The following is a 6432-nucleotide window of genomic DNA, read 5'->3' as shown; positions in this document are numbered from 1 at the left end:
GGTGACCGGACTGACGCCACTGTTGCGGCCGTCGTGGTGTGCGGTGGTCCAGCCCTTGCCCGATCCGACGGTGATGTCGTCGACGTCGGTGCCGCAGCCCGTCAATACCAGTGCGCCGATGGCCGCCGCCGCGCCCAGTCGGGACAGGGTGAGCCCGCGCGCCGGGTTGGCCAGTACGCCGCCGCTTCGCACCTGCTGCACTCCTGTCGTCGTTGCCCCGCTGGGGACGTGACCGAAAGCGTGTCGACCCCCGGGTACGCGCACCACCGCCCGCATGGAGGTTCGCCGCCGTCGGCGGCGCAGCGATCACTGTACGGGAGGGTCCGCCGACGTTGTACGGGTCCCGGCGGTCTTTTCCGACGGGATAAGCTCTAGCCGTCGCGACCGGGACGGTCGCCATGTCAAGGACCATGACAGGAGATGACTTCGTGACGAGCATGTGGGGCGCACCGTTGCGCTCGCGGTGGCGCGGCTCGCGCCGCCGGGATCCGCAGCAAGCGCGATTTCTGACGCTGGCGTCGCTGCGCTGGGTGCTCGCGAACAAGGCGTACACGCCTTGGTATCTGGTGCGGTACTACCGGCTGTTCAAATTCAAGGCGGCCAATCCGCATATCGTGCTGCGCGGCATGGTCTTCCTCGGCAAGCGTGTCGAGATCCACGCGACCCCCGAATTGGGCCGGATGGAAATCGGCCGCTGGGTGCATATCGGCGACGGCAATGCCATTCGCTGCCACGAGGGTTCGCTGCGCATCGGCGACAAGGTGGTCTTCGGTAAGGACAATGTGGTCAACACCTACCTCGATATCGAGATCGGTGAATCCACGCTGGTCGCGGACTGGTGCTACATCTGCGACTTCGACCACCGCATGGACGACATCAATATGCCGATCAAGGATCAGGGCATCGTCAAGAGCCCGGTCCGCATCGGTCCGGATACCTGGATCGCCGCCAAGGTGACGGTGCTGCGCGAAACCCGCGTCGGCCGCGGCTGTGTGCTCGGTGCGCATGCGGTGGTCAAGGGCGAGATTCCGGACTACAGCATCGCCGTCGGCGCGCCCGCCAAGGTCGTCAAGAACCGCAAGGCGACCTGGGAGGCCGGTGCCGAGGAGCGCGCCAAATATGTTGCCGCGCTGGAAGATATCGAGCGCAAGAAGAACGGCGCCACCCAGTCGGCATGAGCGCCGGCGAGGCGTAGGCATGAGCGCCACCGAGCCCCGGGATCCGAAATGGACCCGGGGCTCGTGCTATCGCGGCCGAGTATGCCGGTATGCGTCGGTGGCAGTCGGTACGGTCACGTCATGAACAGGTACGCGGCGCTGTTGCGCGGGATCATGCCGACGAACCCCAATATGAAGGGGGAGAAGCTGCGCGGGGTGTTCGAGGGGCTCGGATTCGAGAAGGTCGCCACGGTGTTGGCCAGTGGCAATGTGGTCTTCCGCGCCGCGGATACCGATATCGCGAAGTTGGAAGCCCGCATCCAGGATGCCCTCAACAGCGAACTCGGAATTCCGGGCGGCACCATCGTGCGCACCTACGACGAACTGCGCGACCTGCTCGACACCGATCCGTTTCCGGGCCTGACCCACGGCCGCGGCACCTACCTCATCGCGACCTTCCTCAAACAGGCACCGCCGAACGTCGCGAAAGAGCTGCGCAAGCACACCGAACCCGGCGTCGAGATCGTCGGCTACGACTCTGCCGGCCGCGTCGTCCTCGCGGTCATCGACAACACCGAACCCCGCACCCCGAACTTCATGGCCTGGATGGAGAAGACCTACAGCAAGGAGATCACCACCCGCACCTGGCTCACCGTCCAGAAGATCGTGAAGAAGATGGAGAGCTAGGCGCTACTTCGGATCGCGTTCGGGGAGGGGGCGTTCGATGATGGTGGGGCGGCCGAGGGGGTTGCGGACGCGGCGTTTGGCCGAGGAGTAGACCAGTGCGGTTTCGGCGGCCACGACGTCCCAGGCGAAGTCGGCGGTGAGGCGTTCGCGCGCGGCGTAGGCGCGGTCCTGGGTGGCGGCCGGATCGTCGAGGGTGGCGCGCACGGCTTCGACGATGCCGTCCACATCCGCCGGTTCGAAGGATGCGCCGGTGACGCCGTCGATGACGGCCTCGCCGAGACCACCCGCGGTGGAGGTGATCAGCGGGGTACCGGCGGCGGCCGCCTCGAGTGCGACGATGCCGAACGGTTCGTAGCGGCTCGGCAGCACGATGGCATCGGCGCCGTGCAACCAGCCGAGCAGTTCCGCGTGATCGAGCTGACCGGCGAAGGTCACCGCCCGCGCGACCCGATGCACCCGGGCGCGTTCGCGCAGCCATTCGAACTGGGTGCCGATACCGGCGACGGTCAGCGTGGTGCCGGGGTGGGCGCGGCGGATGCGCGGCAGTGCGGCGATCGCGTCCTGCACGCCCTTCTCGTATTCCAGCCGACCCACGTAGAGCAGACGCGGCGGACCGGTGCGCGGTGCCCGCGGCCGAAAGGTCCACGCGCCCACATCGATTCCATTGCGGATCACCGTCATCGGCACCCGCTCGGGCCCGTAGAGCCGCTCCACCTCGTCCTGCATCGAGGTCGAGCAGGTGATCAGCGCATCCGATTCATTGGCCAGCCACCACTCGACCGAATGCACCTGCTTGTTGACACGGCCCGAGACCCAACCGCTGTGCCGCCCGGCCTCGGTGGCGTGGATGGTCGAAACCAGCGGCACGTCGTAATACTCGGCCAGCGTGATCGCCGGATGCGCGACCAGCCAGTCGTGCGCGTGCACGACATCCGGGACCCAGCCGTCGCCGATGCCGGGCTTGCCGAGGGCCACACCGGCGCGCACCATCGCGTGGCCCATGGCCAGCGTCCAGGCGAGCATGTCTTCGCCGAAGTCGAAACACGGCGGATCCTCCGCGACCGCGACCACCAGCACGCCCTCGGCGATGAAGGAGTGGGTGGGGTGGGTCACGGAGTCGGTGCCGGAGGGGCGGCGGGCGAGCACGACCACTTCGTGACCGGCCGCGGCCAGTTCGACCGCCAGGTGATGCACATGGCGGCCCAACCCACCGACCACAACCGGTGGGTACTCCCACGACACCATCAAGATTTTCATGAATGTCCTTATCAGGCGGAGTCTCGGTCCGCGATCGCCAGCCGCCGTGCGTCCAAACTCGGGAAGAACCCGTCGGCCGCCCCCCATCCTGCCGCCAACTGGTGTGCTTTGGCGACTTGGCCCGCCCCCACGGCGGCCGCGATTTCCCGCACGGCGTGGGCGTGTCGGTGCGCGCGGTCGCGTGCGTAGCCGGCCGCGGAGTCCTTGCTGACCATGAATGCCCAGTCGCTCGAGACGGTGAGGATGGCCTCGCGCAGCAGCTGATCGGCAACCGGGTCGCGCAGTGCGGCGCCGCCGTCCGCGGCCCGCATCTTGTCGACCGTATCGAGGGTGAGCCGGACAATATCGTCGTTCAGATCCACCAGGTCTTTCACCTGGTCACCGGCCCACACTCGCCAATCCTTACCCGAACCCCAGGACGAATCGGCCAGCGGCACCGGCTCGCCGACGAACCCGCGCGCCCTGGCATCGGCCAGCGTGCCGACGGTGACGCCCGCCTCGGGCAGTGCCCGCAGCACCTGGGCCAGCCACTGCGGACCCTCGTGCCACCAGTGCCCGAACAATTCGGTATCGAATGCCGCGACGACCAGGGCCGGACGTCCGATTCGCGCCGATTCCTCGATCAGCCGTTCGCGCACGGTCCGCACGAAATCGTCGACATCACGGACCACCGCCCCGGCCGCCAGTTCCGGGTCGTATGGGGCCTTGTCCGGACCGGCGACCGTCTTGCCGGTGACGCGGGCGGGCTTGAGACCCGTCGCGTGGTCATAGTGATGAAAGTCACGGTAGGCGCTCTGCCCCGGATAGCCGGACTTGGGCGACCAAACCCGGTAGCTCACTTGCAGATCCCGCCCGAAGGCCACCACATCCGATTCCCGGACCGGCCGGCCGAGGGTGGTATCGCCGCGCAGGGCGGGTCCGTCGACCATGAAATGTGTCACACCCGCGGCCGCGTATCCGGTCTCCATGCCGGGGGTGTAGCCGCATTCGGGCGCCCAGATGCCGGTCGGGGTGTGGCCCCAGCGCTGCCGGGCATCGACCAGGCCCTCGCTGAGCTGGAAGGCGCGCAGTCGCGGGTGCAGCAGCGGCTGGAACGGGTGCGCGAGCGGGCCGCCGAGCAGTTCGATGGCCTCGGCGTCGATGAGCTGCCGCCAGACCGGCGCCGCGCCGTGGCGCCAGTGCTGTTCGAATTCCGCGAGTGCCGCCGCCGCCAGTCGGTGCTCATGCCCGCCGAGTGCGATATTGCCCGCCATCGCGGCCTCGTCGGCGCGCAGCTGCCAGTTGCCGAGCCAATGATGCATGCCCGCAAGGCAATGCGGATCGTCCAACTGGGCGGCGAGCACCGGCGTGATGCCGAGGCTGAGCAGATGTGAACGGCCTTCCGCGGCAAGGGTTCTCAGCACATCGACGACCGGAAGGTAAGAGGCGGCCCAGGATTGGTAGAGCCATTCCTCGCCGACCGGCCAGCGGCCGTGGTGGGCCAGCCAGGGCAGATGGGAATGCAGGACCAGAGTGAACTGGCCGGGAACTTCACTCACGGCTTCACCGCGATGGCGACCAGATCGAGGCTCGCATCGATGTCCTCGGTGATCAGTGCGAAATCGTCGATGGCGACCGCGGCGACATCGGTGGTCAGCTCGGCGGGCCACGGCTCCCCGGCCAGCGCGCGCTCGATCTGCGCATCGATGAACGAGCCACCGTGCTTGGCGTCCAACGCCTTCAGCGTCGGGCCGTGATGCACCCCGGTCATGAGCGTGACCCGGAAACCCGCGTCGACGAGCAGTTCGGTGAGTTCGGCGGCGTTGAGTTCGCGGGTGTGGAAGGGGTTGAGCGGGGTATCGCGGCCGGGGGAGAAGGTGATCCGATTGGGCGTGCTGATCAGCAGTTCACCGCCGGGTCGCAGCACTCGCAGGCATTCCTGGATGAACTGGCCCTGATCCCAGAGGTGTTCGATCACTTGGAAATTCACCACGACATCGACCGACTCGTCCTCCAGCGGCAACGCGGCGAGGTTGCCCTGGATCATCTCCACACGCGGGTAGCGGGCACGCACGTGCTCGACCGCGCTGGTGTCGTAGTCGAGGCCGATCACCTTGGTGGCCACATCGGCGATCATGTTCGCGCCGTAACCCTCACCGGATCCGGCCTCCAGCACCGTCTTTCCGGCACAATGCTCGAGCAGGCGTGCGTAGACGATCTCGTGCCGACGGAACCAATAGTTCTCCTCGGCGATGCCGGGTACGGTCCGCTCGCCGGTCAGCGGCAACGGCTCCACGGCCGACTCGGGAGTAATGCCCGGGGTGGTGCCCACTGCGGCAGGGATCACAGCCTCGCTCATCGCTCCGACGTTACTGGTAAGGCGGCCGCACATTATCGCCAGGATCGCCGTTGTGAGAGAGAAGCGACTAAGTTACCCATGAGTAACTTAACGTAGGGTAGTGTCACGCCCTGAGCTACAACCAAGGACGTACGGCGCTGCTCGTGCGACCACCACACGTGTAACCAGAACAGGAGGTCGACGAAGACCGATGCCGAACATCGTCGTACTCATCAAGCAGGTTCCCGACACCTGGTCCGAGCGCAAGCTGACCGACGGTGATTTCACCCTCGATCGCGAAGCCGCCGACGCCGTCCTCGACGAGATCAACGAGCGCGCCGTCGAAGAAGCGCTGCTGATCAAGGAGGCCCAGGGCGGCGAGGTCACCGTGCTGGCCGCCGGTCCGGACCGGGCCACCGAGGCCATCCGCAAGGCGCTGTCCATGGGCGCCGACAAGGCCATCCACATCAACGATCCGGCGATCCACGGCTCCGACGCCGTGCAGACCGCGTGGGTGCTGGCCAGCGCGCTGGGCCAGGTCGAGGGTGTCGAGCTGGTCATCGCGGGCAACGAGGCCACCGACGGTCGCGCCGGTGCTGTCCCCGCGATCATCGCCGAGTACCTGGGCCTGCCGCAGCTGACGCACCTGCGCAAGCTGACCGTCGACGGCAGCAAGATCACCGGTGAGCGGGAGACCGACGAGGGCGTATTCAAGCTGGAGGCCACCCTCCCGGCCATCGTCAGCGTCACCGAGAAGATCAACGAGCCGCGCTTCCCCTCCTTCAAGGGCATCATGGCCGCGAAGAAGAAGGAAGTGCAGACCTTCACGCTGGCCGATCTGGGCGTCGACCCGTCGACCGTCGGTGTGGCCAACTCGGGCACCGCCGTCACCGCGGCCACCCCGAAGCCCCCGCGCACCGCGGGCGAGAAGATCGCGGACGAGGGCGACGGCGGCACCAAGATCGCCGCGTACCTGGTCGGTCAGAAGATCATCTGATCCCGCCCGAGACTGCT

Annotated in this window: 6 protein-coding genes and 1 pseudogene; 3 read left to right on the top strand and 4 right to left on the bottom strand. The window is 67.3% G+C overall.

Translation table 11 applies throughout. The features are described 5' to 3' along the window. Positions 1-192: pseudogene (locus tag ON44_RS23940) on the bottom strand (outer membrane protein assembly factor BamB family protein); the annotation flags it as partial. Between the two features lie 236 nt (positions 193-428). On the opposite strand from ON44_RS23940, the gene ON44_RS23935 reads away from it, so the two are divergent. Together ON44_RS23935 and ON44_RS23930 are read left to right on the top strand one after the other, a co-directional pair. Then, on the top strand, positions 429-1178 hold the full coding sequence (locus ON44_RS23935) for an acyltransferase (protein ID WP_040693897.1): 750 nt from the start codon (positions 429-431) through the stop codon (positions 1176-1178). Between the two features lie 120 nt (positions 1179-1298). After that, complete coding sequence (locus tag ON44_RS23930) at positions 1299-1844, top strand: DUF1697 domain-containing protein (protein WP_040693895.1); 546 nt, start codon at positions 1299-1301, stop codon at positions 1842-1844. A 3-nt stretch (positions 1845-1847) separates the two neighbouring features. Here the strand turns inward: ON44_RS23930 and ON44_RS23925 are convergent, their stop codons facing one another. The 3 genes from ON44_RS23925 to ON44_RS23915 are packed head-to-tail and all read right to left on the bottom strand — an operon-like array spanning position 1848 to position 5439. After that, positions 1848-3101: a glycosyltransferase family 4 protein gene (locus ON44_RS23925; protein WP_040693851.1), complete on the bottom strand. Its 1254-nt coding sequence runs from the start codon at positions 3099-3101 to the stop codon at positions 1848-1850. An 11-nt stretch (positions 3102-3112) separates the two neighbouring features. After that, positions 3113-4639, bottom strand: a complete 1527-nt coding sequence (locus ON44_RS23920) for a 1,4-alpha-glucan branching protein domain-containing protein (protein ID WP_040693848.1) — start codon at positions 4637-4639, stop codon at positions 3113-3115. After that, positions 4636-5439 carry a class I SAM-dependent methyltransferase gene (locus tag ON44_RS23915; protein WP_245567307.1) on the bottom strand — a complete coding sequence of 268 codons (804 nt, stop codon included), beginning with the start codon at positions 5437-5439 and terminating at the stop codon, positions 4636-4638. Before ON44_RS23915 ends, ON44_RS23920 begins: the two co-directional genes overlap by 4 nt. A 190-nt stretch (positions 5440-5629) precedes the next feature. On the opposite strand from ON44_RS23915, the gene ON44_RS23910 reads away from it, so the two are divergent. Beyond that, entirely contained in the window at positions 5630-6415 is a 786-nt protein-coding gene (locus tag ON44_RS23910; protein ID WP_040693844.1) for an electron transfer flavoprotein subunit beta/FixA family protein, read from the top strand. The last annotated feature ends 17 nt before the right edge of the window (positions 6416-6432 follow it).

This window comes from Nocardia vinacea NBRC 16497 (assembly GCF_000308835.1).
Classification (GTDB): domain Bacteria; phylum Actinomycetota; class Actinomycetes; order Mycobacteriales; family Mycobacteriaceae; genus Nocardia; species Nocardia vinacea.
This window is presented reverse-complemented; position numbering and strand designations above follow the sequence as displayed.